This is a genomic window from Shewanella sp. KX20019 (genome assembly GCF_016757755.1).
In the GTDB taxonomy this organism is placed as follows: Bacteria; Pseudomonadota; Gammaproteobacteria; order Enterobacterales; family Shewanellaceae; genus Shewanella.
Genome location: NZ_CP068437.1, coordinates 4,480,649 through 4,498,315 on the forward strand (window position 1 = coordinate 4,480,649; position 17,667 = coordinate 4,498,315).

The window sequence follows — 17,667 nt, forward strand, 5'->3', positions numbered from 1 at the left end:
TTATGAGTAATCAGTAACCGAGGCTGTTAATGTAACCACTTGCTCCATTGACGGCTGCCCCTATGAAACACTCCGTATCCAATCATCACGGTCTTTCAGTTAGATTAACCACTACGCTATTGTGCAGCAGCTTACTGTCGTTCTCGGTGTTAGCTAACTGCGACGCCCCTATTGCGCAGCAAGAGCGTGAGATTGGCGCGATGGTGCAGGCCATCGATAGAGCGATTGCTGCTCCACAAACTAACTCCCTCGAAATAATCTACCAATATGGTACTGACTCGCGTTATTACGTGATGATAAGAGGCTGGTTAGTGCAAGAATTGGCAGGGGTTAATAGCCAACTTGAAGCCTATAAACAGCAAGATGAACCGCGTCGAGTACTTGAACAAAAGGTGAGTTTTTTGCAGCAAGCTATTCGTCGTATCGATCTTGAATAAACGCGATTAGCCTGTAGCAGATGAGCACATATTTATCCAGGGACATACCATGAAGACTTCAGTAAAAGCAGCCTTACTATCGGCATTTATTTGTCCTGGCGCGGGGCATTTCTATTTAAAGCAGCGAGGGGTTGGCAATCTCATTCTCGTCACCGCTATCGCCTCTTTATCCTACTTGTGCTGGCATGCTTACCAGCGTGCACAGCTAATCTCCGGGCAGATCCTTAATGGTGAAATCCCCTTGCAACTTGATGCCATATACAGCGCTGTCACCCAAGCGCCTGTGGGTAATGAAGCAGTTTGGATTAACTTAGCCACCGCTGGCTTTATATTAGCTTGGGTTATTGGTATTGCCGATGCTTACCGCTTAGGTCGCCGCCAGGATAGTGAGTAAACTGCCATAAACTCCACTAAAAAGGGTTACTCATTGAGTAACCCTTTTCTATTAGTAACGCTGATTTAAAACAAAGCTCAATCGCGGTAGCGATTACATGAATGACTCTTTCGCTGCATCAGTTTTAGAGAAATCATGTTGCGTAGTAGGGTGACGCTGCTGATGCATCTCTGACTTTACATTCTTTGAAAAGTCATAAGCCCTAGTCGCCGCTAACGTCTTTGAAAAATCATGACGACTTGAGATCCGCTGAATATTGTTTGGCTGATCTGCAGCAGGTACATTTTTAGAAAAATCGTAATCAGCACGTGCTGCTGCTGTTTTAGAAAAATCTGGTCGTTCAGCCATCGCTGATGTCGAAACTAAGGTAATAACTACAGATAAGGCTACGCTGGTTAACATTTTCATATACAACTCCAATCTTATTTGCCCATTTCATTAACAAACAGTCTAATTGATTTACCTGTTTTAGAGAACAAAAAAGGGGCGAATTTTGCAATTTGATACATATAACATACAAAAGTTTAAAACTATGCTAGTTGACTATGCTATTGGAGGGGGATTAACTATATGAAGGGTAACTGTTTTAACTGACCATAGCGGATCAGCAACTCTTTCACTCTCGAGATTGAATTGTAAGGCTAGCGAAACAAGATGGTATAAGCCTGATGTACAACCACCGTGAGTCGTACAATGTCCTGATGCCAATTCCTGACAAAAGGTTTCACAATCGAGCACGTAATCGCTTTCTAAATCGCCAAGTTGAGCTAACTGCTGTTGTGACTCCGTTATTTCAGAATCTACGGAGAAAAAATTAATCAACTTGGCTTGAGCACTTGCTGAAGATGTTCGCTGTAGATACAACTCCGATGCTGCGGTTTGATTTTTGCTTGCTGTGTGTAACAGATCTGGCAACGCCATCGCTGGCGTGAGCAAAAACTGCCCCAACAACGAGATGACTAAAAACAGATGTGTTATTCGTTTAAGCAAAAGAGTTCCTAAATTTCAGTATATAGAATGATTACTCAAATATAGACAAGTCGGCCTCAGAAAAGTTTCATTTCGCCACCAATAAAAAAGCGCCTAGTTATAGCTAAGCGCTTTTCATATTAAGAGACAATCTTGGGTAAACCTAGACCCTAAATAGGGGAACCCGGTGGCATAGGTAAAGGCTTAGCAATAAGCTTAGCCTTTGCGTCTTTCATGCCCTTTTCAATGCCTTGCTGCAGCCAAGCAAAGTGCGCAGCTTCGTACGCACTGACACGCTTCACTTTGCGCTTTAATTGCTTAATGGTGTAGTTCAAACGCTCTGCAAGCTGCGCTTTAACTTCAGGCCGAGTCTTTTCGTTATGATACGCCTGTAGCAGGACATCTAGCGTGACGGCATTGACTCGCATCCACACTCCTAGCTCAGGCCCATTCGGAATATCAGCAAAAACGGTTTTGGCTAAGACTTTATCGGTCACTTTTGACACCGACCACTGCTCTTTGTCATTTAGATAAGCTTGGTTAACACGATTCAGCCGCTCTGGCACAAAAATTTGTGCCAGCGCATGTCGACTTAATACTTCAGCCATTCCTAGTGGATCTGCAACCACGCCGAGTCCTGAATGGAAGCTCTCTCGGGTATGGCTATAGTTACCCGCCTTAGGCACTAACATCTGCTGCAGTGACTCAGTAATGGCCAACTCACTCGGTGCTAAAGTCGCCAGTACTGCCTGCAACGCTTGTTGCTGTAGTGCCGGAGCAAGATAGTGCCACGACTGACCATCCACACCATCAGCATAGCTGTAGTCGGTACCGCCGATAAACTTGGCTGCAGCGGTTATTTGGAATCGAGTTAATAGATAAATAGGCACAAAGGCGTCACTGAGCTCACCCTTGGGTTGCTCAGCTAATAATGCTTCGGCAGAAAAATCTTCTATCGCTTTTGCTCGCACTGCGCTTAGTCGGCTCAATTCAGCAACCGGATCGTTGCCGTTATCCCACAAGCTGGCATAAGCGTTACTTGCCCCTGCACTTCTTGAGTCTGCTTCACCGATATATCTAAGCCCTTGACGCTCAACCTCTACACGCATATCGCTGAGAGCTACCTTTTCCTGCTCTAGATCTGAGTACTCAGCATAACCATAAGCAACGGTATATTTATCCCAAACGCCAATACCTTCATCATAAGGCCGAGAGATATCGATCTTGCCACCGTTAACCATGACCATCGGGTGTGGATAGTCCATCACCGAGGCATTGCTATTACTCGATGCGGCAAAGTTATGATCTAACCCTAATGTGTGACCAACTTCATGGGCTGCAAGCTGCCGTATTCTCGCCAGTGATAACGCCATTGCAGCATCGTCAGCAGCGGATCGGTCTTGCCAACCAGCAGTGAGACCGCGAGCAATAAGGTGGTCCTGTCGCACACGCTGGCTACCAAGCGTGACATGGCCTTTAATGATTTCACCCGTGCGTGGATCGGTCACCGCAGATCCATAAGACCACCCCCGTGTTGCACGATGCACCCACTGGATCACGTTATAACGCACATCTTGGGGATCGGCGTCTTCTGGCAATAGCTCGACTTTAAAGCCATTGATAAAACCGGCATCGGTAAAGGCGTCCTCCCACCAGCTTGCGCCCTCAAGTAGCGCTGAGCGGATAGGCTCGGGCACACCAGGATCTAGGTAGTAAGTAATCGGTTTAACCACCTGGCTCGGCGCAGTACCCGGGGTAATTTTTTCTAATCGGTGGCGCAACAGCATGCGTTGGCGAATATCTTGGTCAACACGAGTGCCATAATCGAGATAATCATCGGATAGGTAGCCGCTCATAGGATGGTAAGCACGCGTCTGATATTGCTCTTCGGGCAACGCGATAAACGAGTAGCGTAAACGCACTGACATATGCTTGGCATCGGGCGTGACCTGGGCAACATAGTTACCCTCTTTGGCACTATTGAAAGTCAGCAGTACATCCACATCGCTATTTCGCTCAAACGATTTCACCCCTTCAGGTAAAATCAAAGACTTGGCTTTGTCTAACTGGTAGCTACCCTGTTTAGTTTGCTCTAAGACATCACTAATACCATGTAGATCGTTAACGACCAGATCATTTATGGCGACTAAGTTACGCTTACCCGTAACGACTTTTCCGCGCCATAAAACAGATTCAGCAAATGCCTCTTTCACTGCACGTTGTTCGGCTGCATTATCAGTACTTGCGCGGTAAGCGGTATTGAGCTGTTTAAGAATAAGGTATGGGCCGTGGCGCTCAAACTGCACCATTCGGGTGCGGCCTAGCTGGCCTCTATCAAGACCAATATCATTGGAACCTACCCCATGAGGTAAGCTGGTGAGTAATAGAAAAGGTTGATTGAGTTTGTTGGCTTCAATGTAGAGTTCACCAGATGCTTTTTCATAAAACAGATTGATGAAACCTGTAGCTGCTTGGCTTTTTTTAATAATCGTCGTGGTGTTAATTGCAGCATACGAACTGGTCAATGGCACCGTCGCCAAGGCGATTGCCAGTGCAAGTTTGTAGGGTTTCATGGTCTCTCCTTGAGCCTTATTGTTCGCTATCGTATCGATACAATAGTCTTTATTATTGGTTAGCTTAATAAATAGGCTGGCACTATTGCAAGCCTATACCCATCCTATATCAATAGTTATTCCGCCAAATCATGATTTTCTACCACATACGCTAATCCAATGAGTTATTGTTTCAAATAACTCATTAAGGACAATAGGTTTAGTAATATGTGCATTCATCCCTGCTGACAGACTTTTCTCTCTATCGCCAGACATTGCATGGGCCGTCATCGCGATAACCGGCAGCTCTGATACTGGATAACGTTTACGCAGCTCTCTGGTTGCGGTTAAACCATCCATCACAGGCATCTGAATATCCATCAGTACCGCATCATAATTCCCAGCATCAATCATATCTAAGGCTATTTGACCGTTATCGGCCACATCGACCATATAACCGGCACTCTTCAGTAGCTCAGTCGCAACCTGCTGGTTAATAAAGTTATCTTCTACCAATAATATGTAGCCAGCGTCTTTATCTGACACATCTTCAATCACCTCTGGCAGCTGATTTAAACTAGGTTCATCAGAGAATGCCGAGATAATTTCATCAAACAGAGATGAGGCTTTAAAGGGCTTTTGCAGCAGGGCAAATACATTAGAGGCTTCAACGTCCTTATGCATTGGCTCTGCCGCGTAAGCAGTCATCATGATGATCACTGGACGCTTAGCCAGTTTGCCTTCAGCCACCATGGCGTCGATCTCTTTAATCACCGCAATGCCATCCATCTCAGGCATCATCCAATCGAGCAGTAACAGATCGACCGGATTCTTACTGAGTTTATATAACCCCTCGGGACCACTCGCGGCAGTATCGACTGTGAAGTGAAAATCACGCATGACACTAGAATAGATCTGCAATGCGGTAGGGTTATCGTCGATGACTAAGGTCTTTAAGTTGCCTAACGTTGCCGGCACGATTAATGGAAGTACTTCAGCTTCTTCGGCAATCTCAAAGCTAATGGTAAAGCTAAAGCTACTACCCACCCCCATCTCACTTTCAACTTGCATGGTACCGCCCATCATCGACACTAGGTGTTTACTGATGGACAGCCCAAGGCCGGTACCACCATATTTACGCGTGGTTGAACCATCAGCTTGGGCAAAGGCGTCAAACAAAATAGCTTGCTGCTCTTTGCTGATCCCGATGCCTGTATCACGTACCCAGAATTTAAGTGTAATACGATGATCTCGCTCACCTACATCTTCACAGCCAAGCTCAATCTCTCCAGACTGAGTGAACTTAACCGCATTAGAGAGCATGTTAATTAGCACTTGCCCAAGACGCAGTGGATCGCCCTCAAGGATAAGCCCTGCTGTGACTGGTGCATACAACAGTAGTTCGACCCCCTTCTCCTGCGCTTTGAGGGCATTGAGATCCAGTGCATGATCCAGCACTTTATCGAGTGGGAATGCTACCCGTTCAAGCTCAAGTTTACCGGCTTCAATCTTTGAGAAGTCGAGAATGTCGTTGATAATTCGCAGTAATGAATGAGCAGAGAAACCTGCTTTGTCGAGGTAATCTTTTTGCTGCGCCGTTAACGACGTACGCTGCGCCAGCTGTAACATACCAATAATGGCGTTCATCGGTGTGCGGATCTCGTGGCTCATATTAGCCAAGAATTCACTCTTATAAAGGTTTGCCATTTCAGCGTCTTGCTTAGCTTCAAGCATGGCAACTTCGTTACGCTTATGGCGAGTAATGTCTTTATGGGTGCCCACCATGCGTTTAGGTTGGTTGGTGGGGGTAAACTCAACCACTCGTCCACGCGATAGCAGCCAATGGTACTCGCCATTTTTACCTAGCATTCTAAATTCTACGTCGTAGGTGCCAACAGGATCGCTCAAGTACTCGTTACGATGTTCCTCGACCCGTATACGGTCATCAGGGTGAATAAGCTCATCGATTGTTGACACTAACGCGGGAAACTCATTGCTCTTATAACCCAACATTGAGTAATAAGCTGGATTACAAATAATTTGCTCTGAATCTAAATACCAATCCCACAGACCATCTTCTACTGCATCCATTGCGAGATGATAACGCTCTTCAGACAAACGCAGCTGCTCTGCAGATTCATACTCACGAGTGACATCACGCCATACCGCAATCAAACCCAATAACTCATCACGGCGGTTATAGAATGGGATTTTAAGGGTATCGAGCAGTACAGGCTTACCCGCCAACTCCACTTTCTCTTGGTAACGTAACGGTACTCGGTTAGTTAGGACTCTTTCATCTTCCGCTCGAATACGAACCGCTTGCTCGCTCGGTATCAATGCATCGGCATACTGACCGATGAGCTCATTCTCGGTGTAACCAAGCATTCGCTCTGCTGATTTATTACACCCCAAATAACGACCATCTTTATCTTTAAACACAATGGCTTCTGGAATCGAATCGAGTAGCGAACGTAGCAAGGCATACTCTTGTTCACGCCGCTCGGTGGTGTCTTTTAATCGCTCAGTACGTTGTGCAACGAGCTTGTCCAACCGCCGGTTTTGTTCTGCTAGGTGTCGGGTATATTGCTTGTTCTCTTCAAAAATCCGACTCACTAATTGGAACCAGGGAGCCCACCCCTCAGTGATCTTCTCCGGGGGTTTAATCGGTTCAGCCGAGCACTCTTCTAAGTGGGTTAACAATCGCGTCGCAGGATTAACGAATGAGCGACGTGTCTGCCAATGTACAATGGTGACCAAGATCGATAACGCCATCACCACCAACACAAATGACATCTCTAGTTTTTCCCAAGAATCCTTAAATAGGTCATCCACATCTTGCAGATACAGTAGTCGCCAAGGGGCATTATTTAACGCAACAGAATGAATGTAGTAACCATTGCGAATGATTCCTTCATGGGCATCAAACAGCTCTGACTCTGGAACCGAGTGCAACTCAGAGGGAATTTTTTGGCTGATATGGTAGACCCGACTAAAGTCAGAGGTATCGATATCGCTGTGGGACAAAATATTGTTATCTTGATCCAGCAAGATAACGGTACCCGGCATTTTAAAGTAGAGGCGGATCTGTTTTGCCAATGAGGATAATGTCATGTCTAGATTGATTGAGCCGATAAACTCATCTTCTAGATAAATAGGTACCCCTAAAGTTGTCAGCAAGCCCTTTTCAGTAGGCTCTACGTACGCTGGACTCCAGGCAATACTGCGCTGTGGGTTCATCGCAGGGGTGACGAGCTGAAACTGTTTTTTATTCAGTAGTTCATCACGAAAACGTTGCTCATCCGATGGCCACGGATAGTAGGACATGATGCGACGCTTGGATATGTAGTAAACCGATGATGCTTTTGGCGCGGCTTGTTTTGCTACCGGAAACGACAGCGACAGTTCAAAAAGCATCTCCAGCTCTTGGTAAAACTTGTCACTGCGTCCATTGAGAGAACCCGCTCCGGTGATCCGCCCCATACTGGTGAATGGGTCGCCGGTATGGGCATAATTGGGTTCAAGGGTAAAAAACTGGCCACTTTCATCAAACTTTTCATATTGAGGTAAGCGGTCTTTACGCACCAACTCACCCAGTTTTAGATGGTCAATGGCAACATCTCGCAAGCTTTTAACCGCGCGAATACTGGATTCAAGCAGCAAATCAATCTGCATAACGTGACGTTCGACGAGCTCTTCACGCTGCTCCATTACCTGGGTCTTTTGTCTTTCAAAAAAGAGCCCTGCTGTCAGCAAGGCCATAATAATCACACCGATATAAGTGTAAAAAACAGCTCTACTATAGTTTTTTTGTATCGGTGACTTTAACTGCGGAGCCGGATCAGTCGGTTTCATTTACAACCCTTGCTAATACTCAATCAGAATGCGTGATCATTAGTGCCAATGCCTAAGCAAATGCTTACCAATAGTATCAGGAAGATAGCTTATTGGAATACTCAATATTAGTTTAAAATGTAACGAGTATGAGGAGAAGAGGCCTCAATATAGGTGAGGCCTCTGAGTTTACCAAAATCTAGCTTAAAATGACTGGTTGAACTTATAGATTTTCTTCGGCAAACTCCGCTAAACGTGAGCGGACCACGCCATTTAAGTACACATTCGCGCTACCGTCAAAATCTTTAAATCGCTCAACAATGTATGTCAGGCCTGAAGTTACTGCAGTTAAATAGTTTGAATCTATCTGCGCCAAATTACCGCTACAAATCAGTTTAGTCCCCTCCCCCATACGCGTGATCATGGTTTTGATCTGCGACGCGGTTAAGTTTTGACACTCATCAAGCAGCACTATTGAGTTTTGAATTGAGCGCCCACGCATAAAGTTGATAGATTTAAACTGGATATTGGCCTTGTCCATGATGTAGTTCATGCTACCACTGGGGTTAACATCATTTTTATGTAGCACTTCCAGCGTATCGGTAATCGCTGCTAACCAAGGTGCCATCTTCTCCTCTTCTGTGCCGGGTAGGAAACCTATCGACTCGGCAATTTCAGGGGTGTTTCGAGTGACGATAATTTTTTCATATTTACCCCGCTCCACTACCATTTCCAGCGCCGCAGCCATCGCGAGTAAGGTTTTACCACAGCCAGCGGGACCAGTTAGGATCACGAGATCAATCGCCGGATCGAGTAGCGCCTGCATTGCCATACCTTGATAGATATTCTTCGGCCTAATTCCCCATGCATTGAGGTTCATCAATCGTTCTTGCCCGAGATCTAAAAACTTAAGTTCGGTCGGGGTTTTCTCGATAATGCGACCACAGAACTCCTTCCCCTCGTCCAACAGGTATTGATTGGTATAAAAAGTATCGTCGCCGAGCTTATCCAGCGGCACCTTGTGCACCGTATGTCGACCATTACTTTCAGTGGTGACATCGTCTGTGTGCTGCCAAAAGTCTCCGCCAAATTTATGGAAGCCTTTGGTTAAAAAGCGAATGTCATCGATTAACTGGTCGGTGCGATAGTCTTCAACGCGCTGTATACCAGCGCCTTTTGCCTTAAGACGCATATTGATGTCTTTCGTGACCAGAACCACTGTACGGGGTTGATGTGTCTCTTGTAGGTGTAATGCGGTGTTAATAATGCGATTATCGTTATTGTCGCCAGGCATACTGCCGATGGTAAATTCGATTTGATGGTCGGGGAAAATGGACAAGGTGCCATTGGCATCACTGTGATCTTCTCGTCTAGGCAATGGTACGCCCTGAACGATTTGCTCGGGGGTCGTCTGCCCGCCAAGTATGTCTTCTAATGCTCTAATCGCGACCCTTGCATCGCGGCTGACGTCTCTTTTTCTATCCTTGATGAGATCCAGTTCTTCTAGAACTGTCATTGGTACGACTACGTCATGTTCCTTAAATGAGTAAATAGCCAAAGGTTCATGCAGTAATACGTTGGTATCCAGTACAAACAACTTTCTGTCGTCTTGTTCCATGGCGCCTCCAATTGTGCATTAGTTTTGCTTACGAGATAAATAAAGCTCCTTCTATAAATGGTGTTGGTTACATTTCATTAACTTTATACTGCCACCAATATCGCCGAGCTTCAATGCCCTCGTACGGTTTTTAATCGTAAGCTAAGGTTTCATAGTTTCGCCATCAGGTGACAAGCTGATGACACAAAAAAATACTCACATTCAACTGGATGATTTATAATCTATCGTCAGCAGAATTAGGCTAATATTAGTAGGTTCAATTTCAAAATGTGTGGGATTGTTATAACATACGCCCCCCTTGTGATTCACCCAGTATATGAGAGTTTTAAATGCCGTTTTCCCTAGGTCAACGTTGGATCAGCGATACCGAATCTGAATTAGGTTTGGGTACAGTCGTCGGTATGGAAGGCCGTATGGTCACTGTACTTTTTTCTGCGACTGGCGAGAATAGATTATTTTCTCGTTCAGAAGCCCCGCTAACACGCGTTATCTTCAATCCAGGCGACAAAGTAGAGAGCCACGACGAATGGAGCTTGACCGTTACTGAAGTTGAAGAAAAAGATAACCTTATTATCTACCACGGCACTCATAACGAAACAGGCGAGCAAGTTAGCCTGCGTGAAACGTTATTGAATCACAATATTCGTTTTAATAAACCGCAAGATCGTCTATTTGCAGGCCAAATTGATCGCATGGACCGTTTCGGTGTGCGCTATCAGTGCCAGTTATTGAGAAATAAGCTAGCAACCTCTGATCTACTTGGACTGCAAGGGCCTAGAGTTGGATTGATCCCTCATCAACAGTGGATTGCTCATGAAGTCGGTCAGCGTTTTGCGCCGCGCGTATTGCTGGCCGATGAAGTGGGCTTGGGTAAAACCATCGAAGCTGGTTTGATCATTCATCAACAACTTCTTACAGGCCGCGCGGAACGTATTTTAGTTATCGTGCCTGATACCTTGCGCCACCAATGGCTGGTCGAAATGTTGCGCCGCTTTAACTTGCGCTTCTCTGTTTTCGACGAAGACCGCTGCGTTGAAGCTTATGCTGATAACGACAACCCTTTCTATACTGAACAATTGGTTATCTGTTCACTTGAGCTATTACGTAAGAAAAAACGTTTAGAGCAAGCATTAGATGCAGACTGGGACTTAATGGTCGTTGATGAAGCGCATCATTTAGAGTGGTCTGAAGATGCCCCAAGCCGTGCTTATAAAGTTGTTGAAGCCTTAAGTAAAGTGGTTCCGGGTGTATTGCTATTGACTGCAACCCCCGACCAATTAGGTCACCAGAGCCATTTTGCCCGCCTACGCTTACTCGATCCTGACCGCTTCTATGACTACCCATCTTTCTTAAAAGAGGAGGAGGGTTATAAAGATGTCGCTACCGCAGCAGATGCATTAGCCAGCGGCGATTCCCTATCAACTGAGGCAGTGACCAGCCTAACTGAACTGTTATCTGAAAAAGATATCAGTGGCAGCATTGCCCTTATTCAAGACGAAAGCGCCAACGATGATAAACGTCATCAGGCCCGTGAAGAGCTGCTGCAAGAGCTACTAGACCGTCATGGTACCGGCCGCGTGCTATACCGTAACAGTCGTGCATCGGTTAAAGGTTTCCCAACCCGTAACCTACATATTCATCCGCAAGCGATGCCGGAGCAGTACGTGACAGCTTCTCGCGTTAGCGCGATGATGAACAAACACTTAGACACTGATGCCAAGGTGAGACAGGTACTCAGCCCTGAGAAAATCTATCACGATTTTGACAGCAGCAGTGCCAGTTGGTGGAAGTTCGATCCGCGTGTTGATTGGCTAATTGATTTCCTTAAGACTAATCGCAGCAAGAAAGTACTTATTATCGCTAGCCAAGCTGAAACAGCCCTGAGCTTAGAGGAAGCATTGCGTACCCGTGAAGGCATTCAAGCTACGGTATTCCACGAAGGTATGTCGATTATCGAGCGTGATAAAGCGGGTGCATATTTTGCGCAAGAAACCGGTGGCGCACAGGCATTGATCTGTAGTGAGATTGGTTCTGAGGGTCGTAACTTCCAGTTCGCCAGCAACCTAGTGTTATTTGATCTGCCGCTAAACCCAGATCTGCTAGAGCAGCGTATCGGTCGTCTTGACCGTATTGGACAAAAGAATGATGTTGAAATCCATCTACCTTACTTAGCAGGTACCGCTCAAGAGCGATTAATGCAGTGGTATCATCAGGGACTCAATGCCTTTGAATGCACTTGTCCAAGTGGCCATATTCTGTTTGGTGAATTTGCCGGCGAATTGCTTGAGACCTTAGTTAGCAGCGATGACTCAACACTTGAGAGTTTACTGGATAACACCAAAGCACGTTACCAAGAGCTTAAAGTAGCCATGGAGCAAGGTCGCGATAAGCTGCTTGAGATCAACTCTCATGGCGGCGAACGTGCAAACAAGTTGGTCGACAGTCTTGCAGCAAGAGATGAAGATACTCACTTAATAGGCTCGGTTATCCGCCTTTGGGACATCATTGGTGTTGAGCAAGAAGACAGCGGTGAAAATGCCATTGTACTGCGCCCAAGTGAACATATGATGTTCCCTACTTACCCTGGTTTGCCTGAAGATGGCATTACGGTCACCTTCGATCGTGATATGGCACTGTCTCGAGACGATATCGCTTTAATCACTCAGGAACATCCGATAGTGCAGACGGGGCTAGATTTAATTACCTCTTCAGAAACCGGCACCACCAGTGTTGCAGTGCTAAAGAACAAAGCCTTGCCCGCGGGCACAATATTTTTAGAGCTTATCTATATGGCCGATGCTTCGGCACCAAAATCGAGCCAGCTCTATCGTTATTTGCCGCCGACCCCTATCCGCATCTTACTAGATAAGACGGGTAATAATTTGTCTGAAAAAGTGACTTACGAAAGCTTTGATAGACAATTGAGCGCTGTTAATCGCCACATAGCCAGTAAGCTAGTCAGCGCCTCACAAGCCATTTTGCATCCGTTATTTGCCAAAGCTGAAGCCTTTGCAACAACAGAGCTTAAATTGCTAACCGAAAGCGCTCGCGAGAAGATGACGCAACAACTATCAACTGAGCTTGAGCGACTAAAAGCACTTAAAGCGGTTAACCCGAATATCCGTGAGGAGGAGTTAACTCACTTAAGTGGACAAATGAGTGAACTAAACCGTTATTTGGATGCTAGCCAGCTACAGCTGGATGCTGTTCGCTTGGTGCTAGTTAGCCACGCATAGTCGAACGGAAGCTGGTAAATAATAGCTTTTAGATGACCAAAGCCCTGCTTTTAAAGCGGGGCTTTTTAGTTGCTGCAGTAACCATATGCGATATACTGCGCAACACATTCAGCTCTACTATTTGTGCTCTAAGGTTGTCTTTAGCGTATGTATCATCACTTTAACCTCAACTCTCGCTGGCTGACTCTAGTCTGTGCACTGCTTGGCTCGGTAGTCTCTTTTACCACTACAGCCTCATCACCAGAGTTTCATTACCTGCCTGAAAGTGAGGTCAGCAATGTGCAAGTTGATGATCAAGACTATCCAGTGCTATTGAGGTCTTGGCAAGGAAAGAAGAAACTTGGACTGGCAATCATAGTTCCTGGCCTCGGCCTCAGTCCTGATGATGGTGGATTTACGGCTTTTTTACGCCGTCAACTAAACAAAGCAGGATGGGCCACATTGGCCATCACACCGCCACAAAAACCTGCCATGCCTAACTACGCCACGCAAGCCGTCGATGTTGCCAACGCCGGGGAAAATCAACTGAGCCAACAAAGCACCCAAGCCATGCCTGTTTTTAGTGAAGAGCAGCAAACACTTAATATACAACTGCAACAGAGTTTCCTTATCAGCACAATGTCGCAGCTCGACAGTCTTGGTAAGCAGTTTCAAGGCAAACGGATGTTAATTAGCAGTGACGACAGCGCAGGTGTTATCATCGAACTGCTCAAAGACAATAAGCTCCCCATGCCCGATATGCTGGCTGTGATTAACCCCTACAGTGATCGCCCCGGTCAAAACCAAGCACTTGCAACTCAATTGGCTGAGTTGAGAATTCCGGTACTCGATATTCAGTCTAGAGATGGTACATCGGCCTCACTTGCCACCCAACAGAGTCGATTTGATCTGTCTCCTCAAAACGCGCCTTTTAGATATCATCAATATAAAATCTCACTTGATCTGCAACATAAAGAAGGCTGGAGTAGTGGTTTGAAAATTATTGAAGGGTTCGCGTTGCGAATTAATACCAATTCCAATAAGTAGTTGTTCATTCAGCGGGAATTAAAAGCCCTGTAGGTAAGGGCTGTATTTGCTCCTGCAATACAGACATTCGCCACATCTATGTGGCTAGCGGATGATTGAAGCTAATAGTTATTCTATATCATGAGCATTTAACGTAGCATGCGGGGCTTTTAAACCCGCACAACGTGAGCTTCTCAGGACTTTCACTGTGGCGTTGCTTTGTTTCAAAAGGGAATAACCATTTCTTCAACGATGCGCCTTACATTGAAGCGACCTGAGAGAGCTCTGAATTGAGCACATATTTAATGGAATTGGTATAAAAGCCTACCCGAACAGATAGACTAATTGTGAAGTAGGTCACAAATTGAGTGATTTATAAAACTACCAACCAGATTGTCTATTTTTGTACTCTTTCTGAGAGTCTTTTGTTTGCCTAATCGCCGCAATAATTCGATTCTTCCCTGCTAGCAACCTCACTTGATAACAGGACTCTCTACGCAATAACTGCCTAATCGGCGCGCTCCAACTTTTTTGGATACTCTGCTTTATCGCTGCGTTAGCATCGGGAGAGGTTTGCAGTAATCGCTGCGCTAATTCCGTGGCAGAGGCCATAGGGTCCGCTGCTACTGAAGTGACTAAATTGAAAGATTTTGCTTGCTCAGCCGTTAATATATCAGCCGTCATCGTTAGCATAAGCACCTGATCTTTAGGCATTAGCTCTCTAAGCCCAACAAAACCTGCCATATCAGGTACTAACCCCCAACGCGCCTCCATTATCGACAATTTACAATCTGGCGCTGCAATCCTAAAATCAGCCCCAAGCGCAATTTGCACACCACCGCCGTAGCAAACACCCTCAAGCACGGCGATAACAGGAACCGGTAATCGTCGCCAGCCAATGGAAACACGCTGAGCCAAATTAGCGCTACCTGGTAACCATTTAAACAGCAACTTCACTGCATCGAAAGGCGTACGATTTACACTCTTTACATCGAGACCAGAGCAAAAATTTTGCCCCTCACCAAACAGAATGACAGCTCGCAGTGTTTTATCCTTTTTAAGACTACCGATGCAGGCATCTATTTGCTTAAAAAGCTCATAATTCAAAGCATTATACTTATCGGGACGATTAAGAGACACGTAAGCAATATCATCTTCTTTTCTCACGCAAACTAAATTACTACCCATTTTCAAATCCTTTTAGTTAACACTGGTCTGTCCAGGTTAATAAGTTAACATATTTGGAATAATCAGTTAATACCTATAACATGCACAGAAAATTTGACTAGCGTCAAAGAAATGGCAAGCTCTAATGAGCAGCTTGGTTAACGAAAGTCTATTTAAGGCACAACAAAATAATTAAAAATGCCCATTTTATGCAATTGATAGGAAACAAATTCAATTGCAACGTAGCAACTAACGTAGCAAACTAACGTAGCTAGCTATTAGCGATTTAAGTGAATAAATAAACTGTAATCGCAATGTTTATATTCAAAAGAAAATAGCCATTGCTTTAGTCGTTCAGCTTTTAAAAATAATAACAAATAGCTAATTTGAGCGCGAAAACTAGGATATAAGAAGAATAATGCCATTTCCTGTACTAATATGTGACGATTCTGCGCTCGCAAGAAAGCAGATGGCGCGAACCTTGCCAAAAGAGTGGGACGTAGAACTCACCTATGCCGCTAATGGAGCAGAGGGGATTGATGCGATTCGCGAAGGGAAAGGCGAGATTGTTTTTCTAGATTTGAACATGCCCGTGATGGATGGCTATGAAGTTCTTGAAGCCATTCAAAGAGAAGATCTTCCTGCGTTGGTTATTGTTGTCTCTGGCGACATTCAAATACGCGCGCATGAGCGGGTTAAAGTACTCGGCGCCCTCGATTTTATTCAAAAACCCGTTAGCGTTGACGCCATTAGCCATATTCTGCAAGAGTATGGCATTTTGGAGCTCGCCGTTGGCTCAGGCCAAACACAAAACCCCATGGTTGAGGTCGACCTACGTGATGCTTGTCAGGAGGTCGCTAACGTCGCTATGGGTCGTGCTGCCGATCTACTTTCAAAGCTGCTCAACGTGTTTGTGTTACTGCCGATCCCTAACGTCAATGTACTCGAAGTTAGCGAACTGACGATGACGCTAAAAGCCACAGAAGAAAATGGTACTGTATCAGCCCTATGCCAAGGCTTTATTGGTGCAGGTATCGCTGGTGAAGCACTGCTGTTATTTCATGACTCCTCTTTTCAGGACATGGCAAAGCTGATGAAGCTTGAAAATCCCGAAGACGAAAATACAGAGCTTGAAGTCATGATGGATACAGGCAACGTACTCATCGGTGCTTTTCTTAATGGGATCTCTGAACAACTGCATATGAAGTTCAGCCAAAGCCACCCTGTGGTGCTTGGCAGACACTGTACAGCCAATGACCTTATTCATGAAAATGCTGATAAATGGGAACGCACGCTGGCAATGGAGATTAACTATCGTATTAAAGATCACGACATTCAATGCGATTTACTCCTGCTGTTTACCGAAGACTCTTTGCCCACGCTTAATTATAAGCTCGGCTATTTGCTAGATTAAGATGGATCATAAGATGGCAGACGATCTAAGCGCAATGCATGAACTCCACTGGCTAATTGATATGGTGCAAACCATTGAAGTGGGCTTAGTCGTACTCGATCGGGATTACAATATCCAACTGTGGAATGGTTTTATGGAAAACCACAGTGGTGTTTCACCCAACTCGATTAAGGGAAAAAACCTTTTTGAGCAGTTTGAGTACTTACCTTCTAAGTGGCTTAAACATAAGATGGAATCAGTATTCCTACTTAAAAACCGTGCTTTTATCAGCTGGGAACAACGACCGTTTGTTTTTCAATTTAAAAACTACCGCCCCATTACTGGCCGTGCTGATTTCATGTACCAGAATGTGACTTTGTTACCGCTATCATCTCTTACTGGCGAGGTGACCCACCTCAGCATGATTGTTTATGATGTGACTGATGTTGCTATCAACAAACTGCAGCTTAAAGCGGTCAACGAGAGCCTTGAAGTACTAAGTCAGATCGATGGTTTGACTCAACTCTACAACCGTCGCCACTGGCAGTTATCCATGCAGAAAGAGTTCGATCGTAATAGTCGTTACGGTGATGACACCACTCTGGTGATGCTCGATATTGATCATTTTAAAGTGGTTAATGACACCTATGGCCATCAGGCGGGCGACAAGGTGATTCAGAATGTGTCTCACTTGATTAAAAAATCGTTGCGTGAGACCGATTGTGCCGGCCGTTATGGTGGCGAGGAGTTTGGCGTAGTATTAGCTAATACCCCGGCAGCTAATGCGCTCTTTTTTGCCGAGCGATTACGTAAAAAAATTGAACAGTCTGAAACCATATATGAAGACAAGATCATTAAGGTCACTATCAGTATTGGTATTTGTGATATCCAAGCGGAGATCTTGACTAGTGAGTCTTGGTTGTCTTTAGCAGACCAAGCTTTATATAAGGCAAAAGAGGCCGGAAGAAATTCCTGTGTTATTCACCAGCACACGCAAAGTTAAGACCGCTAGCTAATAGATTAAATCGTTACGCTAAATACCAGATACAAAAATGCCCATCG

Annotated in this window: 12 protein-coding genes; 6 read left to right on the forward strand and 6 right to left on the reverse strand. The window is 45.3% G+C overall.

Annotated features, from left to right (window positions below; genetic code table 11):
* Window positions 1-62 precede the first annotated feature (62 nt).
* Window positions 63-437 carry a hypothetical protein gene (locus JK628_RS19435; protein WP_202286567.1) on the forward strand — a complete coding sequence of 125 codons (375 nt, stop codon included), beginning with the start codon at window positions 63-65 and terminating at the stop codon, window positions 435-437.
* 49 nt (window positions 438-486) lie between these two features.
* Window positions 487-831, forward strand: coding sequence for a hypothetical protein (locus tag JK628_RS19440; RefSeq protein WP_202286568.1), 345 nt, complete (start codon window positions 487-489; stop codon window positions 829-831).
* 93 nt (window positions 832-924) lie between these two features.
* Here JK628_RS19440 and JK628_RS19445 read toward each other — a convergent pair whose 3' ends face one another.
* From JK628_RS19445 to JK628_RS19465, 5 genes are all read right to left on the reverse strand, one after another.
* Window positions 925-1,239: a hypothetical protein gene (locus tag JK628_RS19445; RefSeq protein ID WP_202286569.1), complete on the reverse strand. Its 315-nt coding sequence runs from the start codon at window positions 1,237-1,239 to the stop codon at window positions 925-927.
* Between the two features lie 135 nt (window positions 1,240-1,374).
* A complete protein-coding gene (locus JK628_RS19450; RefSeq protein WP_202286570.1) occupies window positions 1,375-1,821 on the reverse strand; it encodes a hypothetical protein in 447 nt (148 codons plus the stop codon).
* Window positions 1,822-1,970: 149 nt separating this feature from the next.
* A complete protein-coding gene (locus JK628_RS19455) occupies window positions 1,971-4,373 on the reverse strand; it encodes a zinc-dependent metalloprotease (protein WP_202286571.1) in 2,403 nt (800 codons plus the stop codon).
* A gap of 129 nt (window positions 4,374-4,502) precedes the next feature.
* Window positions 4,503-8,207: a response regulator gene (locus tag JK628_RS19460; protein ID WP_202286572.1), complete on the reverse strand. Its 3,705-nt coding sequence runs from the start codon at window positions 8,205-8,207 to the stop codon at window positions 4,503-4,505.
* Window positions 8,208-8,409: 202 nt separating this feature from the next.
* On the reverse strand, window positions 8,410-9,804 hold the full coding sequence (locus JK628_RS19465) for a PhoH family protein (RefSeq protein ID WP_202286573.1): 1,395 nt from the start codon (window positions 9,802-9,804) through the stop codon (window positions 8,410-8,412).
* A 329-nt stretch (window positions 9,805-10,133) separates the two neighbouring features.
* Between JK628_RS19465 and rapA the strand changes: the two genes are divergently transcribed.
* Window positions 10,134-13,040: an RNA polymerase-associated protein RapA gene (gene rapA, locus JK628_RS19470; protein WP_202286574.1), complete on the forward strand. Its 2,907-nt coding sequence runs from the start codon at window positions 10,134-10,136 to the stop codon at window positions 13,038-13,040.
* Window positions 13,041-13,187: 147 nt separating this feature from the next.
* Entirely contained in the window at window positions 13,188-14,066 is an 879-nt protein-coding gene (locus JK628_RS19475) for a DUF3530 family protein (protein WP_202286575.1), read from the forward strand.
* A 360-nt stretch (window positions 14,067-14,426) separates the two neighbouring features.
* On the opposite strand, the gene JK628_RS19480 is transcribed toward JK628_RS19475, so the two are convergent.
* A complete protein-coding gene (locus JK628_RS19480; protein ID WP_202286576.1) occupies window positions 14,427-15,233 on the reverse strand; it encodes a crotonase/enoyl-CoA hydratase family protein in 807 nt (268 codons plus the stop codon).
* Between the two features lie 397 nt (window positions 15,234-15,630).
* Between JK628_RS19480 and JK628_RS19485 the strand changes: the two genes are divergently transcribed.
* Window positions 15,631-16,626, forward strand: a complete 996-nt coding sequence (locus tag JK628_RS19485) for a response regulator (protein WP_202286577.1) — start codon at window positions 15,631-15,633, stop codon at window positions 16,624-16,626.
* Window positions 16,627-16,639: 13 nt separating this feature from the next.
* Window positions 16,640-17,608, forward strand: a complete 969-nt coding sequence (locus tag JK628_RS19490) for a sensor domain-containing diguanylate cyclase (protein WP_202286578.1) — start codon at window positions 16,640-16,642, stop codon at window positions 17,606-17,608.
* Window positions 17,609-17,667: the final 59 nt, after the last annotated feature.